The following is a 19064-nucleotide window of genomic DNA, read 5'->3' as shown; positions in this document are numbered from 1 at the left end:
GATGACAGGACGCCCAGCGAAGCAGCATCCTGTGAACCCCAGTTGAACCGCAGGTCACGAGCGTGATGCCGACAGGGGGCGGGTGGCCGCGACAGTAGCGGTCGGCACCGACGAAAGCACGGCGACAGGCCGTGTCGGTCAGCGCTCGCGCGCCGCCTGCAACGGCAGCCACGCGCTGAGGTCGGCGCGTTCCCCCGAGGCGCGGACCCTGCCCGCGGCCGCCGCGTCAGCCCAGCGGCTCCGTCCCGTGGCGAGGCCGAGCCAGGTGTCGACGTCGGTCTCGACGACGTTGGGCGGCGTCCCGCGGGTGTGCCGGGGCCCCGGGACGGCCTGGACGGCACCGGCCGGGGGCACGCGGACCTCGACGGCGTTGCCGGGCGCGACGGCGGCCAGCTCCTCGAGGGTGAACCGCACCGCCGTCGTCGTGGTGCGCCGGTCGGCGTCCCCGGCGAGCCAGGACGCGACGGCGGCACGTCCGGTCGCCGGATCGGTCCGTCGTCGCGCAGGCATGGCGACACCCTAGGCCGAACGGTCAGGGCGCGGTGAACAGCACCCGACGGTCGGCCACCGACGCCTCGGCGAGGGTGACCTTGATCCGCTCGCCCAGCGGGAGCTCGGTGCCCTGGACCCGGGCCCGCACCGCCGGGTCCCGCAGCATCACCTCGCCCCGCCGCAGGCCGTCCGGGCGGGGCTCCCCGCCGTCGTCGACCACCACGGCCTCGAAGCGGCGCCCCACCCGCGGGGCGAGCAGCGCCGCCTCGACGATGTCGATGCACGACCGCTCGAACGCGGCCTCGCGCGCCGTGGCCGCACCCATCGTGCCCGGCAGGTGCGGCAACGCCTCCAGCACCCACCCGGGGACGTCCCGGCCGGCCGACTGGGCGAGGCAGACCTCCGTCGCGTACCGGTCCGCGAGGCGGCGCAGCGGTGCCGTGACGTGGGCGTACTCGGCCCCGACGGCGGCGTGGCGGGCGTCGTCCGGCAGCCCGACCCGCGCCCCGCCGCCGGGCCCGGGGACCCCGAAGGCCAGGTAGCCGGCCCCCCGGAAGAGGGTGGTCGCCTCGGTGAGGAAGGCCGCGTGCGCGGCACGGCGGGACTCGACGGTCGACAGCATCTCGCCGTACGGGACGTCGTCGGGCCAGTCGATCCCGAGCGCGGCCGCCGTGCGACGCAGCCGCCGGACGTCCTGCTCCTGGGCGGGCGGCAGCGTGCGCAGCAGACCCACACCGGCCTCGCGCATCAGCCGGGCCGCCGCGATGCCCGTCAGCAGGGAGATCTGGGCGTTCCACGACTCGACGGGCAGCGTCCGGCGCAGCTCCAGGTCGAAGGAACCGTCCGCGCGCTGCACGACCTCCTGCTCGGGCACGTCGAGGGAGACCCCGCCGCGGTCCCGTTCGCGCTGCTGGCGCAGCCGCCCGACGTCGGCCAGGTGCACCAGGGACTCCGGTGCGGTGCCGGAGTCGAGCGCCGTCTGCGCCTCGCCGTAGGTCAGCCGGGCGCGGGAACGGACGACCGCGCGCGTCACCGCGACGCTGCCGATCTCACCGGAGGAGTCGAGGGAGACGGTCCACAGCACCACCGGCCGGTCCTCCTCCGGCAGCAGGCTCGCGGCACCCTCGGACAGCACGGCGGGGTAGAGCAGGGAGCGGGTGTCGGGGCCGTAGTAGGTCACCCCGCGCCGGTGCACCTCGGTGTCGAGCGCCCCGCCGGGCGAGACGAAGGCCGCGGTGTCCGCGACGGCGTACCGCACGATGTACCCGTGACCTGAGCTGGCCACGTGGACGGCCTGGTCCAGGTCCTTCGACCCGGCCGGGTCGATCGTCACGAAGCCGATGTCCCGGCGGTCCTGGCGGAAGTCCTTCAGGTCGCCCCGCGCGGCGGCCTCGGCCTCCGCCCGCGCCTCGGCCGGGTACATCGCCGGGAGCCCGATCTCGGCACGCAGCGTCGCCAGCGCACTCCCGACGTCCTCGGGGGTGGCGGACGCGATCCGGAGCTGGCGGATGGGCACGTCACGACGGTAGTGGGGCCCGCGCCTGATCGCGCGGGGAGACAGGAGCCGCGCCGTCGGACACGATGGGAACGCACGCGCACCGCCGCCCGGGCGCTCGCCGCGTGGTTTCGACACGGCCGCGGGCGGCAAAGTATCTTGATATCAAACCATCTCGTCGTCCCCAGGAGCACCTCCGCATGAACACCGAGTCCCGGCCTGCGGCCGGCAAGATCATCTACACGTACACCGACGAGGCGCCCCTGCTCGCCACCTACTCGTTCCTCCCGATCGTCCAGGCGTTCGCGGCGAAGGCCGGGATCGACGTCGAGACCCGCGACATCTCCCTGGCCGGACGCATCCTCGCCCAGTTCCCCGAGACCCTCGGCGAGGACCAGCGGGTCGAGGACGCCCTGGCCGAGCTCGGCCAGATGGCCACCACGCCCGAGGCGAACATCATCAAGCTGCCGAACATCTCGGCCTCCGTGCCGCAGCTCAAGGCCGCCATCGCCGAGCTCCAGGAGGCCGGCTTCGCGATCCCCGACTACCCGGAGGAGCCGGCCACGGACGCCGAGCGCGAGGCCCGCGCCGCGTACGACAAGGTCAAGGGCTCCGCGGTGAACCCCGTGCTGCGCGAGGGCAACTCCGACCGGCGCGCCCCCTCGGCGGTCAAGAACTACGCCAAGGCGCACCCGCACCGCATGGGCGAGTGGACCGCGGACTCCAAGACCGAGGTCGCCACGATGGGCGCCCACGACTTCCGCTCCAACGAGCAGTCCGTCGTCATCCCGTCGGCGGACACGCTGACCATCCGCCTGCGCACCGCCGAGGGCACGCAGGTCCTCAAGGAGGGGCTGGCGGTCGAGGCCGGCGAGGTCGTCGACTCGACCTTCCTGTCGGTCAAGGCGCTGCACGCCTTCCTCGCCGAGCAGATCGAGCGGGCCAAGGCGGAGGACGTGCTGTTCTCCGCCCACCTCAAGGCCACCATGATGAAGGTCTCGGACCCGATCATCTTCGGCCACATCGTCGAGGCGTTCCTGCCGGAGGTCTTCGAGAAGTACGGCGCCGAGCTCAAGGCCGCGGGCCTGTCCTCGCGCGACGGCCTCGGCGGCATCCTCAAGGGCCTGGACTCGCTCGAGCACGGCACCGAGGTCAAGGCGTCCATCGAGAAGGGGCTGGCCGACGGCCCGGCCCTGGCGATGGTCGACTCCGACCGCGGCATCACCAACCTGCACGTGCCCTCCGACGTCATCATCGACGCGTCCATGCCCGCCATGATCCGCATCGGCGGCCACATGTGGGGGCCCGACGGCGCCGAGCACGACACGCTCGCCGTCATCCCCGACTCCTCGTACGCCGGCGTGTACCAGGCCGTCATCGACGACTGCAAGGCCAAGGGCGCCCTCGACCCGGCCACGATGGGCTCCGTCCCGAACGTCGGCCTCATGGCGAAGAAGGCCGAGGAGTACGGCTCGCACGACAAGACCTTCGAGATCCCCGCCGACGGCACCGTCGAGGTCGTGAACTCCGCCGGCGACGTGCTCACCTCCCACGACGTCGAGGCCGGCGACATCTGGCGCGCGTGCCAGACCAAGGACGCCCCGATCCGCGACTGGGTCGCGCTGGCCGTGCGTCGCGCCCGCGAGTCCGGCGCCCCGGCGGTGTTCTGGCTGGACGAGACGCGTGCCCACGACGCCAACCTCATCGCGAAGCTCGAGCAGTACCTGCCGGAGCATGACACGGACGGCCTGGAGATCCTGGTCATGAACCCGGCCGAGGCCACGCGGTACTCGCTGGACCGCATGCGCGAGGGCCTGGACACCATCTCGGTGACCGGCAACGTGCTGCGCGACTACAACACGGACCTGTTCCCGATCCTCGAGGTCGGCACGTCGGCCAAGATGCTCTCGATCGTGCCGCTGATGAACGGTGGCGGGCTGTTCGAGACGGGTGCCGGCGGCTCCGCCCCGAAGCATGTCCAGCAGCTGCTCGCCGAGAACTACCTGCGCTGGGACTCCCTCGGGGAGTTCTTCGCCCTGGCCGCCTCCTTCGAGCACCTGGCCAAGGCCGAGGACAACCCCCGCGCCCGGGTCCTGGCGGACACCCTGGACCGCGCGACCGAGACGTTCCTCCACGAGGACAAGGGCCCCTCGCGCCGCATCGGCGGGATCGACAACCGCGGCTCGCACTTCTACCTCGCCCTCTACTGGGCGCAGGAGCTGGCGAAGCAGACCGAGGACCCCGCGCTGGCGGAGGTCTTCGGCCCGCTCGCCGAGCAGCTCGCGGCCCAGGAGGCCACGATCGTCGACGAGATGGTCGCGGCGCAGGGCAACCCGGCCGACGTCGGCGGCTACTACCGGCCCGACGGTGACAAGGCCGCGGCCGTGATGCGTCCCTCCAAGACGCTCAACAGCGCGATCGACTCCTTCTGAGTCATCCCGGCGGGGTCCCTCAGGGGCCCGCACCCGACCCGTCTGCGGAGGTGCGTCGCTACCAGGACCAGCCGCGGGCGCTGAGCTCCAGCTCCTCGCGCAGCCGCTCGTCCTCCGAGACGCGCTCGTCGGGACGCAGCGGTTCGTCCACCACGGCGAGACCGGCGACGCGGCAGGCGTCCCGCAGCATGGCGTCGTAGGCGTCCTGGACGGCCCGCCAGTGGTGGGCACGCGCGTACAGCCCGGGATCCTCGGTGACGGTGCGGAGCTCCTCCGCGAGCTGGCCGAGCCGGATCTGGATGGCGAGGGTGACCAGGGGGTCGGGACCCGCCCGGCGGCGACGACGGCGGGCCACCGCGTCGTGGTGGGCGTCCGAGCGCAGCCAGGATCGCACGGCCAGACCGATGACCACCGATCCGGTCGTCAGCAGGAACACTGCGAACCACGACATCGTGCGCCTCCGAGACACCCATTCTAGTGACCCGTCTCACCGTGCGGCGACCTCGCCGCGTCCCGACCTGCTCCCCCGGCCCCTGGCCCCGGGCTCCGGGCCCTCGGCCCCGGCACCCCGGCCCCCCGTCCGCGAGTCAGGACTGATTCGCGCGAGGGAGTCCTGACTCGCGGGCCCACGGCCTGACGCACGGCGAGGGTTCGGCTCGGCCCGCTGGCGCGATCCCACGACGCGCCCTATTCTGGAATCGTTCCAGAAAAGCGACCGGGTGACCCCCGAGAGAGCGAGGAGCACGATGACCACGCCCGCCATCCATCGCACGACGGACCGTGCCGAGGCCTCCGAGACCCTCACGCGGCACCTGCAGCGTGTCCTCGTGGCGCTCGTCGACCTGCACGTCCAGGGCAAGCAGGCGCACTGGAACGTCACCGGCCGCGGGTTCCGCGACCTGCACCTGCAGCTCGACGAGCTCGTCGACGTCGCCCGGCAGCACAGCGACACGGTCGCCGAGCGGCTCCGTGCCCTGCAGGCCGTGCCCGACGGACGCTCCGAGACGGTGGCCACGTCGACCGACCTCTCGCCCTATCCCGCCGGCCTCGTGTCCGTGACCGACACCGTGGACGCCGTCGTCGAGCGCGTCGCCCAGGTCGCGGAGGTCGTGCGCGAGGTGCACGACGACGTCGACGCGGCCGACCCGACGTCGGCCGACCTGCTGCACGAGATCATCCACGACCTGGAGAAGCAGGCCTGGATGATGTCCTCCGAGAACCACGAGGTCTGACTCCCCGTCCAGGTCGCGTCCCCGTTGTGGGGATGAAAAATGCAGGTCCCCGTCTCGGGGACCTGCATTTTTCATGCCCACAACCAAGGGGCGACGGGAGGGGTCAGCCGAAGAGCCGCGGCAGCGTGCCCTCGTGGGCCTCGCGGGCCTCGTCGAGCGCGATCTCGAAGGAGTCCTCGCCGAAGGTCACGGACACGGTGTCGCCACCGGTCCGGCCCAGACGCACGACCGGCACCCCGGCACCCTCGGCGAGCGCCACGACCTCGGCCTCGCGCTCCGGCGTCACGGCCACGAGCGCCCGGGCGGTCGACTCGCTGAACAGCGTCGCGAACGGCGTCACCGCGTCCCGCGCAGCGACCTCGTCGAGGGAGACCGCGACGCCCACGCCGTAACGCAGGGACGCCTCGAGCAGGGACTGCGCGAGACCGCCCTCGGACAGGTCGTGCGCCGCCGTCGCGGCACCGGCGCGGCGCGCGGCCACCAGGACCTCGGCGAGCGAACGCTCGGCCGCCAGGTCGACCCGCGGCGGCAGCCCGCCGAGGTGCTGGTGCTCGACGTCGGCCCAGGCGGAGCCGTCGAGCTCGTCGGCGGTCGTGCCGAGCAGCAGCACGGACTGGTCCGCGGCACGCCACCCGGACGGCAGCGCCGTGCGGACGTCCTCCAGCACGCCGAGCACGCCGACGACGGGCGTGGGGTGGATGGCCGAGTCGATCTGCCCGGCCTCCCCGGTGCCGTTGTACAGGGACACGTTGCCGCCGGTGACGGGCACGGCGAGCTCCTGGCAGGCGTCGGCCAGCCCCTCGATGGCCTCGACGAGCTGCCACATCGAGTCCGGGTGCTCGGGGGACCCGAAGTTGAGGCAGTCGGTCACCGCCAGCGGGGTCGCCCCGGTCGTGGCGACGTTGCGGTACGCCTCGGCCAGGGCGAGCTGCGCACCCGCCCGCGGGTCGAGCTTGCCGTACCGCCCGTTGGCGTCAGTGGCCAGGGCGACGCCCAGACCGGTGCTCTCGTCGACACGCACGACACCGCCGTCGTCGGGCTGGGCGAGCGCGGTGTTGCCCTGCACGAAACGGTCGTACTGGTCGGTGACCCAGGCCGGGGAGGCCAGGTTCGGGGAAGCCAGCAGCCGCAGCGCGGTGGCGCGCAGCTCGGCACCCGTGACCGGTCGCTCGAGGCCCAGCCCGACGACGGAGGCCGCCTGCAGCTCGTCCTGCCAGGCCGGCCGCGCGTAGGGACGCTCGTAGACCGGACCCTCGTGGGCCACGGTCTTCGGGTCGACGTCGACGATCCGCTGCCCGTGGTGGTCGATGGTCAGGCGGCCGGAGCCGTTGACCTCGCCGATGACGGAGGTCTCGACGTCCCAGCGGCCCGTGATCGCGAGGAACTCCTCGAGCTTGTCCGGCCGCACGACGGCCATCATCCGCTCCTGCGACTCCGACATGAGGATCTCGCCGGCGTTGAGGGTGGGGTCGCGCAGCAGGACGTCGTCGAGGTCGACGTGCATGCCGCCGTCACCGTTGGACGCGAGCTCGGAGGTCGCGCAGGAGATGCCGGCCGCGCCGAGGTCCTGGATGCCCTCGACGACGTGCGCGGCGTACAGGTCCAGGCAGCACTCGATGAGCACCTTCTCCATGAACGGGTCGCCGACCTGGACGCTGGGCCGCTTGGCCGGCACCCCGTCCTCGAAGGTCTCCGAGGCGAGGATGGACGCGCCGCCGATGCCGTCGCCGCCCGTGCGCGCGCCGAAGAGGATCACCTTGTTCCCGGCACCCGAGGCGTTGGCCAGGTGGATGTCCTCGTGGCGCAGCACGCCCAGGCACAGGGCGTTGACCAGCGGGTTGCCCTGGTAGGAGGGGTCGAAGACCAGCTCACCGCCGATGTTCGGCAGCCCGAGGGAGTTGCCGTACCCGCCGACGCCGGAGACCACGCCGTGCACGACGCGTGCGGTGTCGGGGTGGTCGACCGCGCCGAAGCGGAGCTGGTCCATCACGGCGACCGGGCGTGCGCCCATGGAGATGATGTCGCGCACGATGCCGCCGACACCCGTGGCCGCGCCCTGGTAGGGCTCGACGAAGGAGGGGTGGTTGTGCGACTCGACCTTGAAGGTCACGGCCCAGCCGTCGCCGATGTCGACGACGCCGGCGTTCTCCCCGATGCCGACGAGCAGATGGCGCTTCATCTCCTCGGTGACACGGTCGCCGAACTTGCGCAGGTGGACCTTGGAGGACTTGTACGAGCAGTGCTCGGACCACATCACCGAGTACATCGCCAGCTCCGCCGCCGTCGGGCGACGCCCGAGGATGTCGCGGATGCGTTGGTACTCGTCGGGCTTCAGGCCGAGCTCGCCGAACGGCAGGGCCTCGTCAGGGGTGGCGGCGGCGTTGTCGACGGTGTCGAGCGTCGGACGGGGGGTGGCAGCCTGGGCAGCGGCGGTCATCAACTTCCCTCGGGTCGCACGGGATGCTCGGGCCGAGCGTCCGCCAGTCTACCGGCGCGCCGCGAGGCCTCCCGGGGTCGCCCCCTCGTCGCCCCCGGCCGCTGCGGCGGCCGCCGCGTCCTCGGGCTCGTCCACCTGGGCGGCCAGCCCCAGCAGGAAGTCGCGCACGGCCCCGCGGCAGTGCTCCGGCACCTGCCGGGCGACCTCGAACATCTCGCGGTGCACCCGGGTCAGCCGCTCGCGGACCTCCTCCTGCGCACCCTCCGTGGCCAGGACGACGAACGAGCGGCGGTCGTGCGGGTGCGGCTGCCGCTGCAGGCGCCCCGTCCGGCTGAGCCGGTCGAGCAGCTTGGTGGTCGAGGCGGTGGAGATCTCGAGGTACTCGGCCAGGCCGCGCGGGGTCACGGGTTCGCCCCGCCGCTGGGCGGCGATGACGAACCGCAGCGCCCGCAGGTCGGTGACGTTCATGTCCATCTCGCGGCTCGCCCGCTGCCGCATCACCTCGTCGGAGCGGCGGAAGACCCGGACGGCCTCGAGCAGCTCGCGGGCCGCCGCGTCCTCGTCGCCGTACCAGTACGGCGACGAGGTGGAGAGGGAGGAGGTGCTCACGACACCCACTGTACCTAGTTCGGCTAGCAAGAATCTTGCTAGGCTAGCCACATGCCAGGCCACGGACTGACCGAACCCACGTCGGACGCCGCCGAGGATGCCGACTCCGCCTACGACGACGTCGCGTACCGCAGCGCCGCGGTGGTGATCGATCGGTACTCCACGTCCTTCGGGTGGGCGTGCCGGCTGCTGGGCCCCGAGGTGCGCGACCACGTGCGTGCCGTCTACGCCCTGGTCCGGGTCGCCGACGAGATCGTCGACGACATGGCAGCACCCCTGAGCCTGGACGAGCGCGCGGCGCTGCTCGACGAGCTCGAGCGCGAGGTCGACGCCGCCGTGCGCCGCGGCCGCAGCACCAACCTGGTGGTGCACGCCTTCGCCGTCACGGCACGGAGGTTCGGCATCGGCGCCGACCTCACGGCGCCGTTCTTCGCCTCGATGCGCACGGACCTGACGGTGAGGGAGCACGACGCCGACAGCTTCGCGCGCTACGTCTACGGGTCGGCCGAGGTGGTCGGGCTGATGTGCCTGCGCGTCTTCACCGGCGGCGACGAGGCCGCGTACGGCCGGCTCGCACCCGGTGCCGCCCGCCTCGGGGCGGCGTTCCAGAAGGTCAACTTCCTGCGCGACCTCGCCGACGACCTCGACGACCGGGGCCGCGCGTACTTCCCCGACTACGACGTCGACTTCGACGACTCGGTCCGCGACCGCCTTCTCGACGACATCGACGCCGACCTCGCCACGGCCTCGGCGACGATCGTCGAGCTGCCCCGGTCGAGCCGCGTCGCCGTGCGCGCCGCCCACGACCTGTTCGCCGAGCTCTCCCGCCGGCTGCGCGCCACGTCCGCGGACGAGCTGCGCACGCGCCGGGTCCGGGTGCCCGACGCCGTCAAGGGCCGGCTCGTGCTCTCCGCCATGGTCCGTGAACGCCGGAAGGTGGCTGTCGCGTGAAGGTCGTCGTCGTCGGGGGCGGCATCGCCGGGCTCGCCACCGCCGGGCTCCTCGCCCGGGACGGGCACGAGGTCGAGCTGCTCGAGCGGCACGAGACGCTCGGCGGCCGCGCCGGGTCGTGGGAGCGCGACGGCTTCCGGTTCGACACGGGTCCCTCGTGGTACCTCATGCCCGAGGTCTTCGACCACTGGTTCGACCTCATGGGCAGCTCGACGGAGGCCGAGCTGGACCTGCGCGCCCTGGACCCGGCGTACCGGGTCTTCCACGAGGGGCACCGGGACCCGCTCGACGTGCGGCGTGACCGCGCCGCCAACCTGGCTGCCTTCGAGGCCGTCGAACCCGGCGCCGGGGCGCGCCTGGACCGGTACCTGGACGAGGCCCACGAGGCCTACGACATGGCGCTGGACCACTTCCTGTACACGACCTTCGCCTCCTGGCTGCCCCTGGCCGACCGTCGGGTCCTCACCCGCGCCCACCGCCTCCTGCCGCTGCTCACCCGCTCGCTCGAGTCGCACGTGGGCCGGCGGTTCGAGGACGTCCGCCTGCAGCAGGTCCTCGGCTACCCGGCGGTGTTCCTCGGGTCCTCCCCGGACCGCACCCCCGCGCTGTACCACCTGATGAGCGCCCTGGACCTGGACGGCGGCGTCCGCTACCCGGCCGGCGGGTTCGCCCGCCTGATCGACGCGGTCGCCGGGCTGTCCGAGCGCGCCGGCGCACGGATCCGGACCGGTGCGCACGTGACGGCGGTCACCACGGCCGCCGGCGAACGGCCCGGCGGGCGCGGCGGCGTCCCCGGTCCCCGCCGACCCCGCGCGCACACGACGGGCGTGCGCTGGCGCGACGCCTCCGGCCTGGAGCACCACTCCGCCGCGGACGTCGTGGTCACCGCCGCGGACCTGCACCACGTCGAGCAGGACCTGCTGCCCGCACGGCTGCGCAGCCAGCCCGAGCGCCGGTGGCGACGCGGTGACCCCGGGCCCGGCGGCGTGCTGGTCATGCTCGGTGTCCGTGGCCGGATCCCCGAGCTCGCGCACCACTCCCTGTTCTTCACCGCCGACTGGCACGAGAACTTCGGGGCCATCGCGGACGGCCGGGTCCCGGACCCGGCGTCGCTGTACGTGTGCGCCCCCTCGCGCACGGACGACACGGTCGCCCCCGCCGGCGACGAGAACCTGTTCCTCCTCGTCCCGGTGCCGGCCGACCCAGGGCTGGGGCGCGGCGGCGAGGACGGCACCGGGGACCCGCAGGTGGAGGCGATCGCCGACGACGCGATCGACCGCGTGGCCGCCTGGGCGGGCGTCCCGGACCTGCGGGACCGGATCGCCGTGCGCCGCACCGTCGGCCCCGGGGACTTCGCGGCGGACCTCGCCTCCTGGTCGGGCGGGATGCTCGGCCCGGCGCACACGCTGTCGCAGAGCGCGATGCTGCGGCCCGGGAACCAGTCGCGGCACGTGACCGGGCTGCTGCACGCCGGCGGCACGACGATCCCCGGCATCGGGCTGCCGATGTGCCTGATCAGCGCCGAGCTCGTGGTCAAGCGGCTCCGGGGGAACACGTCGGCGCGCCCGCTGGACCCCTCCCCGGGGGACGTCGCACGATCGCTTCCCTGACCCATCTGCCGGGCCATGAACAACTCATGGCACGAGTGACGCACCGGCGTGAACCGGGTCACATCTTGTTCACTCGTTGACACGCTTTCTCCGGAGTGGAGACCGTGTTTTGATGCGCGCGTGGAACACCTTCGACCCTTTGCCCCCGAAGCCTTCGAGTACGGGCTGGCGGCGTGGTCGTGGCTCGGCCTCCGGGGCAAGAACCCACGCTTCGCCACCGTCTTCGGCGACGTCCTGCTGGAGTCGTTGGAGGGGTGGTGGTTCCTCGACACCGTCGAAGGGACCCTCGAGCTGCGGTGGCACACGGCCGTCGAGCTCTCCGCCGAGCTGGACTCCCCCGAGGGACGTCAGGAGCTCCTGCTCGAGGACCTCGTGCTGGAGGCCGCCGAGCACGGTGTCGTGCCCGCTGCGGACGAGGTGCTGACCTTCATGCCGCACCCTGCGCTCGGCGGGCGGCTCCGCGGTGACTGTGCCGTGCCGGTCCGCCTCGAGCTGGCGCTGCGGATGTGCGGCGAGGTCCACCAGCAGGCACGGCGCGCCGCGGCGCCGGAACCCTCACCGCTGCTGCTCGGTCACAGCCTCTCGGTCTCCGCCCGGTCCGGCCTCGGGGACGCCCTGCCCCGGCCCTGACCTCTTCTGCAGGTCGGCGTCACGCAGTCGGTATCGACTTGTGACCCGATCGGCGCCTCCAGCGGATGCGTCCTCGCCGTGGATGACGTGTGCTGGTGGTGACGCGGTTGAGGCGGACCGCGGAGAAGGGTCGGAAACTGATGAAGAAGGTGCTCCTCGCGGGCGGAGCCGTCGCACTGGGCGACGGTGTCCTGCTCGGTACGACGATCGCGCTCGGCTGGACCGTGGTCGCGATCCTCCTGGTGGGGGCCGGCATCGCCGGCGCCACCCTGGTCGCGGTGACGACACCGGCGCCGCGGGCGCCGGCTCGTGCGTCGACCGTCACCCTGGGCCTCCCGTTGCGCGACCCGGTCGCCACGGAGAGTGCCGACGAGGCCGACGCCGTCGCGACGACGGGCATCGTGCCCGAGGCGCAGGTCGCGGAACCCGCAGCGGTCGCCGCCTGACCTCAGCGGACGACGCCCCCGGTCACCTGGTGACCGGGGGCGTCGCGTCGTCGGGTCGGCTCAGCGCGAGGACTTGCGCAGCGCCTTCTCGCTGACCGGGGCGGCACCGCTCGCCCGCTGCGCGGCGTAGTACGCGCGGGCCTCGGACTGCCGCTCGGCCTCGGCACCGGACGAGATCTTCGCCCGCAGGTGCTCCTGGCCGTAGCCGAAACCGTCCACCAGGTCGACCGCGTGCGGGCGCAGCCGACGCAGCAGCCGGTCGACGTAGGCGGTGACGGTGCGGGCGCGCTGGTCCGACAGCCGTCCGTTGAGCAGGTACCACGCCATGTTCCGCTCGATGACCGTCAGGCCGAAGACGTCGCGCACCCAGGTCATGATCCGGCGGGTGCCCGGGTCCTTGATCTCCGTCAGGGCCGTGGTGAAGGCCTCCCAGCGCAGCAGGTCGGCGTGCGCCTTGGCCGCCTCGACCAGCGCCACCTGGTTCTCGTCGACGATGCGCGCCGCCTTGGCCGGCTCCGCCTTCTGGGCGGGCCGCAGCGCCATCGCGACGTCCTCGACCATGGTGGCCACGCGGTCGGCGAGCAGCTCGCGCTGGGTCTCCGGGTCCCGCAGGTGACCGGCGGCCCGGCGGGGGTCGCCCACGTCGGCGATCGCCTGGGAGACGCGGCGCAGCCCCGTCCGGTCCAGCGCCGCGCCGGTGGCCCGCTCCACCACGAACCGTGCCATGCCGGCCGGCGTCTTGGTGGCGCCCTTGACCTCGCGGCCGTAGTCGGCGACGAGGCGACGGGCCACGAGCTGCTGCAGGACGGTGTTGTCCCCCTCGAACGTCGCGTAGACGTCGAGGTCGGCGTGCAGGGAGGTGATCCGGTTCTCCGTGAGGAACCCGGCGCCGCCGCAGGCCTCGCGGCACTCCTGCAGGGTGTCGAGCGCGAACCGGGTGGAGGTCGACTTCAGGGCGGCCGCCGTCGTCTCGAGGTCCTCGCGCCGCTCGGGGGTGTCGTGCTCGCCCGAGAAGACGTCGTCGAACAGGTCGAGCAGCCGCTCGTTGGCGAAGTGGCCCGCGTACGCCTCCGCGATGGCGGGGAACAGCCGACGACGGTGCGTGGCGTAGTCGAGCAGCACGGTCTCCTCGGCGCCGGCACCCGCGAACTGACGCCGCTCGGCGGCGTACTTCACCGCGATCGCGAGACCGATCTTGGCCGCGTTGACCGCGGAGCCGTCCAGCGAGACACGGCCCTGGACCAGGGACCCGAGCATCGTGAAGAAGCGGCGGCCCGGGCTCTCGATCGGCGAGCTGTAGGTGCCGTCGGGCGCCACCGAGCCGTAGCGGGCGAGCAGGTCCTCGCGCGGCACGCGCACGCCCGAGAAGTGCAGCCGACCGTTGTCGATACCGCGCAGGCCGCCCTTGAGGCCGTCGTCCTCCCCGCCGACCCCGGGCAGGAACTCCTGGGTCTTCGGGTCACGGATCGGCACGTAGAAGCAGTGCACGCCGTGGTTCACACCGTTCGTGATCAGCTGGGCGAACACCGTCGCGGCCGTGGCGTGCAGGGCCGCGTTGCCGAGGTAGTCCTTCCACGCCCCGCGGAACGGGGTGTCGATGACGAACTCCTGGGTCTCCGGGTCGTAGGTGGCCGTCGTGCCGATGGCCGCCACGTCGGAGCCGTGACCGGTCTCGGTCATCGCGAAGGCCCCGGGCACCGTGAGGTCCATGGCGTCCGGCAGCAGCCGGTCCTGCTGCTCCGGGGTGCCCAGGTGCAGGATCGCCGCGGAGAACAGACCCCACTGGACACCGGACTTGATCTGCAGCGACGGGTCGGCCGCGACCAGCTCGGAGAAGCAGGCGAGGTTGGCGCCGGGCTGGTCCAGGCCGCCCATCCGCTCCGGGAAGGCGAGCCACGACAGCTTGTTGCCGCCCTCGACCATGACGCGCATCTGCGCGAGCACACGCTCGCGGTGCTCGGCCGGGGTCAGGGACTCGTCCTTGTGGAACTGGGGGTCGCCGGCGCGCTCGCGCGCCTGCCGCCGCCACTCGGGCCACCGGCCCAGCAGCAGCTCGGAGACCGCCTCGACGTCGAGGCGCACGTCCTCGTCACGAGGCGCGGAGGTGCGGTCGCGGTCGGGGAGGGTGGCCGGGGACTGGTCGGACGTCGTCGTCATCAGGACTCCTGCTTCTCGAGGTGGCGGGACGGCTCGGCGCCGCCGGTGGCGTCGTGGTGGAGCACGCCGACGGGCCCGTTCCAGAGCCAGGTCGTGACCTGGTCGGTCAGGTCGTCGCGGGTCTGACCGTCGGCGCGGGTGTGTCCGAGCCACCACTCCCCCGCACCGCGGACGAAGCCGACGGCACCGGCGGCCCAGGCGGCCGCCGTGGTCGGGGGGACGTGGACGGCCCGGGCGAAGGGCTCGGCGACCAGGGTGATGACCGAGTCGAGGTAGGCACCCAGCGCCTCGGGGCGGGCGGTGCCGTCGTCGGGCTCGTTGCCCCCGAGCGCGGTCCGGGTGACGAACCAGTAGACCTGGGGCGAGCTCTCGATGGTCTGCAGGTAGGTGCGCACCATGGCACGCAGGGCGGCGTGCGGCGTCGGCGCCTCCGCGGCGGCCTCCGCGAGCAGGCGGTGCATCCCCTTGACCACGGACTCGGCCACGGCGAGGCGCAGGCCGGCCTTGTCGTCGAAGTAGCGGTAGTAGATCGACTTCGACGTGCCGGCCATCGCGGCGATCTCGTCCATCGACGCGCCGGGGCCGATCTCGTGGATCGCCCGGCGGGCCTCACGCACGAGCGAGGTCCGCCGCTGGGCACGATGATCGTCCCATCGGGTCGACCGTCCGTCCGGCCGGGTGGCACGTCCGTTCGTCGCGACCGTCATCGGTCACCCCCTGTGACTCGTCTCACGGGACTGAGAGTATCAGGTACTGTGAGTACTACTTGAAACCGTCGAGTGTAAGGAAGCACACAGTGGCCACTCGCCAGACCGCCCGAGCCCAGTCCGCCGGTTCGGCACAGGCCCCGCGCGACGCCGTCGTCGTCGGCGCCAACCGCATCCCCTTCGCCCGTGCCGGGAAGAAGTACGCCGACGCCTCCAACCAGGAGATGTTCACCGCCGCCCTCGAGGGCCTCGTCGCCCGCTACGGTCTGCAGGGCGAACGCCTCGGCGAGGTCGTCGGCGGAGCCGTGCTGAAGCACTCCCGCGACTTCAACCTCATCCGCGAGTCGGTGCTGGGCTCGTCGCTCTCCCCGAACACGCCCGCGTACGACCTGCAGCAGGCCTGCGCCACCGGGCTCGAGGCGACGATCACCATCGCCAACAAGATCCGCCTGGGTCAGGTCGACTCCGGGATCGCCGGCGGTGCCGACACGATCTCCGACGCACCGGTCGCCGTCAGCGAGGGGCTGCGCCGCGCCCTGCTGGAGGCCGGGCACGCCAAGACCTGGCAGGCGCGCGCCAAGGCGCTCGCCCGGATCCGCCCCGCCGACCTCAAGCCGCTCACCCCCGCCACCGACGAGCCGCGCACCGGCCTGTCCATGGGTGAGCACCAGGCGATCACGACCGCCCGCTGGGGCATCAGCCGCGAGGCCCAGGACGAGATCGCCCTGGCCAGCCACCACCACCTCGCCGAGGCCTGGGACTCCGGGTTCTTCGACGACCTGGTCACCCCGTTCCGAGGCCTGTCCCGGGACGACAACATGCGCCCCGACAGCTCGGCGGAGAAGCTCGCCGGTCTCAAGCCCGTCTTCGGCCGCTCGCTGGAGACCCCGGCCACGATGACCGCCGGCAACTCCACCCCGCTGACCGACGGCGCCTCGACCGTGCTGCTCGGCTCGCGGGAGTGGGCCGAGTCCCACGACCTGCCGGTGCTCGCGCGGTTCGTCGACGCCGAGACCGCCGCCGTCGACTTCGTGCACGGCCGCGAGGGTCTGCTGATGGCCCCCGTGCACGCCGTGCCGCGCCTGCTGGCCCGCAACGGCCTGACCCTCGAGGACTTCGACTTCTTCGAGATCCACGAGGCCTTCGCCTCCACGGTGCTCACCACCCTGGCCGCCTGGGAGGACGCCGACTACGGCAAGAACGAGCTCGGCCTGTCCGGCGCGCTCGGCACCGTGGACCGCAGCAAGCTCAACGTGCGCGGCTCCTCGCTCGCCGCCGGCCACCCCTTCGCCGCGACCGGCGGGCGGATCGTCGCCACCGCCGCCAAGCTCGTGGCCGAGAAGGCCGCCGAGACCGGCAAGCCAGCACGAGCCCTCGTGTCCGTGTGCGCCGCCGGCGGCCTCGGTGCCACCGCCGTCCTCGAGTCCGCCTGAACCCGGAAGGAGACCCCGTGACCGACCGCTACACCCAGGCCGTGAACTCCGGGTTCACGAAGACCCTCGCCACGAAGCTGGGGCTGCCGCGTCCCGCGCTCCTGCGCCGCTACCGTGCCGGTGAGCCGCTCACCGTGGGCCCCGTCCTCGTCGTGTCCGACGGTGCGTCGAAGGCCGACGCGGACGCCCTGGCCCAGACGTTGCTCGGCTGGGACCTCGACGTGCGGCGCGACCCCGGCGACGACGTCCGGTTCGGCGCCGTCGTCCTCGTCCTGACCGAGACGGCCCGCCCCGGCGACGCCTCCGAGGCCGTGCTGGCCACCGGGTCCGTGCTGCGACGGCTGGCCGGCAACGGCCGGGTCGTCACCGTCTCGCGGGCTGCCGCCGAGGGCGACGCCCCGGCGCTGTCGGCGGCCCGGAACGCCGTCGACGGGTTCCTGCGCTCGCTCGCCAAGGAGCTGCGCGGCGGCGCCACCGGCAACGGGATCGTGCTCACCGACGACGCCGCGGTCGACCAGACGTCCGTGCTGGCCACGCTGCGGTTCTTCCTCTCCGCGAAGAGCGCCTACGTCGACGGCCAGCTCCTGCGGGTCGGCCCGACGAAGGCCGGAGCACCCGCCGCGGACCTGACCACGGACCGTCCGCTGGCCGGGAAGGTCGCCGTCGTCACCGGCGCCGCCCGTGGCATCGGCGCAGCGATCGCCCGCACGCTCGCGCGTGACGGCGCGACCGTCGTGTGCGTCGACGTCCCGGCCGCCGGCGAGGGGCTGGCCCGTACCGCGAACGCGGTCGGCGGCACCGCCCTGCAGCTCGACGTCACGGCGCCCGACGCCGGCCGGCGGATCCTGCTGCACGCCCGCGAGCGCCACGGCGGGCTCGACATCGTCGTCCACAACGCCGGCATCCTGCGCGACAAGCTGCTCGCCAACATGAAGCCGGCGCAGTGGGACGCGGTGATCGCGGTCAACCTCGAGGCCCAGCTGCAGATCAACGAGACGTTGGTCCAGGCCGGCCTGGAGAACCTGCACGTCGTGTCGCTGGCCTCCACCTCGGGCATCGCCGGGAACAAGGGCCAGACGAACTACGCCTTCTCCAAGGCCGGCGTCATCGGGCACACCCGGGCCACGGCACCGCTGCTCGCCGAGCACGGCGGCACCGCGAACGCGGTCGCCCCCGGGTTCATCGAGACCGACATGACGGCGTCGATCCCGTTCGCCACGCGGTCCGTGGCACGGCTGCTGCCGACGCTCTCCCAGGGCGGCGAGCCGGTGGACGTCGCCGAGGCCGTCGCCTTCCTGGCCTGGCCCGCGACGGCCGGCGTCAACGGTCAGGTCCTGCGGGTGTGCGGACAGCACATGGTGGGCCAGTGACGGCGGCGCCCCCGCGCACGGCCGACGGCCGCGAGCTGCGCGTCGAGACCCAGCCGAGCCTCCCCGGACTCGGCGGGCTCTACGCGCGGGGCGCGGCCGCCTCGGGCCTGATCGCGGCCGGCCGCGCGCTGCCGTCGATCCCGGGCATCGGGGAGGCCCGCGGATCGGAGACCCGGGCGGACGCCTCGGACGGGGACCTCACCCTGCCCGACGTGGCCTACCGCGTCGGTGGGGTGCGCACCGACGACCTCGAGCGCCACCTGCACGACTACCAGCGGCTGGTGCACGAGCCGGTGGGCAACACGATGCCGGCCGGCTACCTGCACGTGCTCACCTTCCCACTGACGACCGGGATCATGGTGCGCAACGACTTCCCGCTGCCCCTGCTCGGCATGGTGCACCTGGCGAACCGGGTCGAGCTGCGCGGGCCGGTCACGGTCGGCGACGTCCTCGAGGTGCGGGCGTGGGCGGAGAACCTGCGTCCGCACCGGCGCGGGGTGCAGGTGGACCTCGTCGCCGAGGTCCGCCGCGACGCCGGCGACGAGACGGAGCCGCCCGTGTGGCGCGGTGTCTCGACGCACCTGGCCAAGGGGTACTTCCTCGAGGACGGCGACGGCGCGTCGGAGGCCGACCGGCCGCGCGGGGAGTGGACACCGCCCCTGCCCACCGGCCGGTGGGTGCTGGGGCCGGAGACCGGCCGTGCCTACGCGGCGGTGTCCGGGGACCGCAACCCCATCCACATGTCGGCGCTGTCGGCCAAGGCGTTCGGCTTCCCGCGGGCGATCGCGCACGGGATGTACTCCGCGGCGCGGGCGCTGGCCGACGTCGGCCCCGGGCGCGGGGACGCGTACCGGTGGACCGTGGAGTTCGCCAAGCCCGTGCTGCTGCCCGCCACCGTGGACGTGGCGATCACGCCCGAGGAGGGCGACGGGGCCGGGTTCTCCTACGTGGGATGGAACGCCCGCAAGGGGCTGCGGCACTTCTCCGGCGAGATCGTCCCGCTCTGAACCCCCGGGGCGTCCGCCGCGTCGGTAGGGCTACGCCGGACGCTGGTGCCGGGGGC

Annotated in this window: 16 protein-coding genes; 9 read left to right on the top strand and 7 right to left on the bottom strand. The window is 73.2% G+C overall.

Annotation, left to right across the window (positions count from 1 at the left end):
- Window positions 1-138: 138 nt before the first annotated feature.
- Both Q6347_RS03065 and Q6347_RS03060 read right to left on the bottom strand, forming a co-directional pair.
- The gene (locus tag Q6347_RS03065; RefSeq protein WP_171246548.1) at window positions 139-510 is read right to left on the bottom strand and encodes a sterol carrier family protein; all 372 of its coding nucleotides are present in this window, start codon (window positions 508-510) and stop codon (window positions 139-141) included.
- Between the two features lie 22 nt (window positions 511-532).
- Window positions 533-2008 (bottom strand): RNB domain-containing ribonuclease, encoded by a 1476-nt coding sequence (locus Q6347_RS03060; RefSeq protein WP_304606657.1) that lies wholly within the window; start codon window positions 2006-2008, stop codon window positions 533-535.
- Between the two features lie 179 nt (window positions 2009-2187).
- Here Q6347_RS03060 and Q6347_RS03055 point away from each other — a divergent pair, with 179 nt between their 5' ends.
- On the top strand, window positions 2188-4419 hold the full coding sequence (locus Q6347_RS03055) for an NADP-dependent isocitrate dehydrogenase (protein ID WP_304602708.1): 2232 nt from the start codon (window positions 2188-2190) through the stop codon (window positions 4417-4419).
- Between the two features lie 58 nt (window positions 4420-4477).
- Here Q6347_RS03055 and Q6347_RS03050 read toward each other — a convergent pair whose 3' ends face one another.
- Complete coding sequence (locus Q6347_RS03050; protein WP_304602709.1) at window positions 4478-4870, bottom strand: hypothetical protein; 393 nt, start codon at window positions 4868-4870, stop codon at window positions 4478-4480.
- A gap of 295 nt (window positions 4871-5165) precedes the next feature.
- On the opposite strand from Q6347_RS03050, the gene Q6347_RS03045 reads away from it, so the two are divergent.
- Window positions 5166-5651, top strand: coding sequence for a Dps family protein (locus Q6347_RS03045; RefSeq protein ID WP_369810796.1), 486 nt, complete (start codon window positions 5166-5168; stop codon window positions 5649-5651).
- Between the two features lie 103 nt (window positions 5652-5754).
- Here the strand turns inward: Q6347_RS03045 and purL are convergent, their stop codons facing one another.
- Together purL and Q6347_RS03035 are read right to left on the bottom strand one after the other, a co-directional pair.
- The gene (gene purL / locus Q6347_RS03040; RefSeq protein ID WP_304602710.1) at window positions 5755-8088 is read right to left on the bottom strand and encodes a phosphoribosylformylglycinamidine synthase subunit PurL; all 2334 of its coding nucleotides are present in this window, start codon (window positions 8086-8088) and stop codon (window positions 5755-5757) included.
- Window positions 8089-8136: 48 nt separating this feature from the next.
- A complete protein-coding gene (locus Q6347_RS03035; protein WP_304602711.1) occupies window positions 8137-8697 on the bottom strand; it encodes a MarR family winged helix-turn-helix transcriptional regulator in 561 nt (186 codons plus the stop codon).
- A gap of 51 nt (window positions 8698-8748) precedes the next feature.
- Between Q6347_RS03035 and Q6347_RS03030 the strand changes: the two genes are divergently transcribed.
- The 4 genes from Q6347_RS03030 to Q6347_RS03015 all read left to right on the top strand — a co-directional run bounded on the left by Q6347_RS03030 (window position 8749) and on the right by Q6347_RS03015 (window position 12334).
- A complete protein-coding gene (locus tag Q6347_RS03030) occupies window positions 8749-9648 on the top strand; it encodes a squalene/phytoene synthase family protein (RefSeq protein ID WP_171246876.1) in 900 nt (299 codons plus the stop codon).
- Entirely contained in the window at window positions 9645-11258 is a 1614-nt protein-coding gene (crtI, locus tag Q6347_RS03025; RefSeq protein ID WP_304606656.1) for a phytoene desaturase family protein, read from the top strand. The genes Q6347_RS03030 and crtI overlap by 4 nt, the downstream gene beginning before the upstream one ends.
- A 120-nt stretch (window positions 11259-11378) precedes the next feature.
- Window positions 11379-11888 carry a hypothetical protein gene (locus Q6347_RS03020; RefSeq protein ID WP_304606655.1) on the top strand — a complete coding sequence of 170 codons (510 nt, stop codon included), beginning with the start codon at window positions 11379-11381 and terminating at the stop codon, window positions 11886-11888.
- Window positions 11889-12028: 140 nt separating this feature from the next.
- Window positions 12029-12334, top strand: a complete 306-nt coding sequence (locus Q6347_RS03015) for a hypothetical protein (RefSeq protein WP_304606654.1) — start codon at window positions 12029-12031, stop codon at window positions 12332-12334.
- 60 nt (window positions 12335-12394) lie between these two features.
- Here Q6347_RS03015 and Q6347_RS03010 read toward each other — a convergent pair whose 3' ends face one another.
- Complete coding sequence (locus tag Q6347_RS03010; protein WP_171246880.1) at window positions 12395-14491, bottom strand: acyl-CoA dehydrogenase; 2097 nt, start codon at window positions 14489-14491, stop codon at window positions 12395-12397.
- Complete coding sequence (locus Q6347_RS03005) at window positions 14491-15108, bottom strand: TetR/AcrR family transcriptional regulator (RefSeq protein WP_304606653.1); 618 nt, start codon at window positions 15106-15108, stop codon at window positions 14491-14493. The genes Q6347_RS03010 and Q6347_RS03005 overlap by 1 nt, the downstream gene beginning before the upstream one ends.
- Window positions 15109-15287: 179 nt before the next feature.
- On the opposite strand from Q6347_RS03005, the gene Q6347_RS03000 reads away from it, so the two are divergent.
- From Q6347_RS03000 to Q6347_RS02990, 3 genes are read left to right on the top strand one after another with little or no spacing between them, the layout of a single operon-like run.
- The gene (locus Q6347_RS03000; RefSeq protein WP_304602716.1) at window positions 15288-16631 is read left to right on the top strand and encodes an acetyl-CoA C-acetyltransferase; all 1344 of its coding nucleotides are present in this window, start codon (window positions 15288-15290) and stop codon (window positions 16629-16631) included.
- Window positions 16632-16648: 17 nt separating this feature from the next.
- Window positions 16649-18001, top strand: a complete 1353-nt coding sequence (locus tag Q6347_RS02995; RefSeq protein ID WP_304606652.1) for a 3-oxoacyl-ACP reductase — start codon at window positions 16649-16651, stop codon at window positions 17999-18001.
- Window positions 17998-19008 (top strand): MaoC/PaaZ C-terminal domain-containing protein, encoded by a 1011-nt coding sequence (locus tag Q6347_RS02990; protein WP_304606651.1) that lies wholly within the window; start codon window positions 17998-18000, stop codon window positions 19006-19008. The genes Q6347_RS02995 and Q6347_RS02990 overlap by 4 nt, the downstream gene beginning before the upstream one ends.
- The last annotated feature ends 56 nt before the right edge of the window (window positions 19009-19064 follow it).

Source organism: Isoptericola sp. b408, from assembly GCF_030588085.1.
In the GTDB taxonomy this organism is placed as follows: Bacteria; Actinomycetota; Actinomycetes; order Actinomycetales; family Cellulomonadaceae; genus Isoptericola; species Isoptericola sediminis.
The sequence above is the reverse complement of the archived record's forward strand: the minus strand, read 5'-3'. Positions and strand labels throughout refer to the sequence as shown.